At 36.1% G+C, this 2677-nt stretch carries 1 protein-coding gene; it reads right to left on the bottom strand.

The genetic code is table 11. The annotated features are described in order from the left end of the window. Positions 1-2351: hypothetical protein (locus tag RCF13_RS03410; protein WP_308140877.1), on the bottom strand; the 2351-nt coding region annotated here is incomplete at its 3' end. Positions 2352-2677 lie beyond the last annotated feature (326 nt).

Below are 2677 nucleotides of genomic sequence, written 5' to 3'. Positions count from 1 at the left end.
AGGAATGAACGTTCAGGCTCAACAACCATTCTAATTGCATTATTAGGAATTCTTTCAACCGTTTGATTAGTCTGAGGATCAAATACTTGTTCTTTTTGAGCGTATCGAACAATATCTCCTACTTCCATTACTGAGTCCTGAATTTTAGCTGCATATGGACTGTGCTGAGTAGTTAAGCCAGCTACTTTCTGATAAGCTTTTTCTCCACCTAATACTCCAGCTGCAAATGAGAATGTTTTTTGCATTTGCATTTGTTTTTGTTCCGCTTCCTCCAAAGAATTTGTAACTGGTACCTTATCAAAGACTTGATAATTTATCATATCTTTTCCAGCTTCAATGAAGTTTTTCACACCAGAACCCTCATATGCCCCTTGTGTACCACCAAGAGTAAGTCCTTTAACTACCGCACCAATTTGACGTGGTATTACTATATTTTTACTACTGCTATTCGCTAATTCTTGTTGTGCAGTAGCTAAATTATCAGCATATTGTATACCTATAGCTTCATTCCATGCTTGTTGTATCTGTGGTTCTGCTATACCGCTGGCTCTTTGTTGTTTAAAAAATTGCTCTTTATTTGCATTTGCCCATTGATCTGTAGCAGTAGAAGCTTGATGTGAAGCCATAAATTCTCCTAATTCATATCCTTTTGTAGCTTGAATCTTCGGCACATTAGCAATTACCTGTTGAGACTCGTTAACTAGTTTACTTTCCATGCCACTACGATCCCATTGTTTATCAATGAATTCAGGTGAAGCCCCTGCAAACTGCTTACCAAAATCTTCTCTTGCTGCATCAATTCTTCGAGCAGTTAAACCGTGTCCAAATTGCCCCTTATCAATAAATGCATATTGAGATTGGCCACCCGTCAAATCTTCCATTGTATTTGTTGCCATTTCAAATACTTGATTTTTATAGCCTTCAACATTTTGTTGCCATGCATTATCTATTTCTTTAATGCCCATGCCTTCATTTAATTTTTGGGCATAAAAACTATCTTTATTACCCGCTACATAACTTCTTGTTAAATCAATAGTTGCTTGTTCAACTAAATCTACTCCTCTAGCATGAGTTCCACTAATAACTCCTTGGATACTAGAGTTAGGGTTAACTCTACCTATGGCACCATCAAGTTCCCTAGATAAAACATTTGAAGCCCCTGGTAAGGTTGACGCCCAAGCTTTTTCTATTTGCTCCGGACTAGCTTGTCCCTCATGTTGCTTATAGAATGCATCTTTTGCTTGTTGTAATCTCATAGACTGTACATTCTGCTTAAATTGTCCCTTATCGATAAATGAATCTAACGGTTTTCCATTAGTTAATTCTTGTGCAGCTTGAGTAGCTTGCTGTTTATAGTAAACTGTTTGATCTGCCACATGATTATTCCATGCTTGATCAACTTCTGTTTGCGTCATATTTTCATTACCTGGTTTAGATTTCAATTCTTCAGCAAATTGAGTTTTGTTATTATTATCAAGCCAATGGCGCATTGAATCATTTGTAACTGCATTTATCAAATCTACAGCTCTGGCTTGTGTTGCAAGTGCTGGAATTGTATTTGCTACTTTAGCCATTGATTTTTGAACTGTAGCTCCCATATTGTCATGTAATTGCATTCGATGGTTTTCCCAAGCCCCATTAATTTCTTCAGGGGTAACATTTGGATTCGACTGTGCATAATTTTGTTTAAATGCAGCTTCTTGTGAGTCAATATACTGCTTCGCCACATCAGAGTGTTGTAATGCTTTTGCAAAATCTTTTTTATTGAGTACATTATCTACATTAGGGGTTGTACTTAGTTGTTTCGCTACATTATTAGCTGCATTCAATACATCGTTGTACTTCTCTTCAACATGTTCATTCCATGCGCGATCTATTTCTATTTGTTGCATTGTCGGATGTTCTTCCTTCAATTTCTTTACAAATGCTTCCTTATGTGGTCCACTTTCATTTCCATACATTTCACGGAAATCATTAGCAAACTGTTTTGCCATAGCAGAACCTAAAGCCTGTTGTCCAGTACCATAAGGTGACTGATTTAAACTTGATATTTTCGAATGTAGACCTTGTGAGAAATTAGATGCCATTAGACCTTTTTGTTCGTTCCATGCATCATTAATTTCTTGAGTAGTTGCATTCGGATTCTTTGCTTTATAGTAATCTTTAAAGGCATTTTCCTGTCCGCTTATACTGTGTTCATGTCCTTTTTGCATTAACTCTTCAAACTGTCCTTTATCAACAAATGAATCTAAACCTTTACCCTTAGTCAAATTATTAGCAATATTCCTTGTATCAGTTAAGAAATCTTGTCGTTTCTCTCCAAGATGTTGTTTCCATGCCTTTTCTAACATAGCATCGTTTACTTCAACCCCACGTTCTTGAGCGTCAGCTAAAAATTGCTTCTTAAACGCATCTTTATTTGGAACTGAATTAGAATATTGATCTAATAATTCATTTGCTGCTTCTTCTGCTAGTTCAGATGCTCTTGCTTTTGAAGTATCAAATGCAGCAAGTCCATGCTGATTATAGGCTTCTCTTGCTCTATTTTTAAAATATTTCTTTTGATCATTTAACTTTTTATTCCAAGCTTGTTCAGCAGCTTTTCCAGTTACCCCTTTTTCCTCTAACTATTTCAAAAAATCTTCTTTATTGTCTTTAGCCCAATTCGCAGTATCAA

The organism is Stenotrophomonas maltophilia group sp. RNC7 (genome assembly GCF_030910085.1).
Taxonomy (GTDB): domain Bacteria; phylum Pseudomonadota; class Gammaproteobacteria; order Xanthomonadales; family Xanthomonadaceae; genus Stenotrophomonas; species Stenotrophomonas sepilia.
The sequence above is the reverse complement of the archived record's forward strand: the minus strand, read 5'-3'. Positions and strand labels throughout refer to the sequence as shown.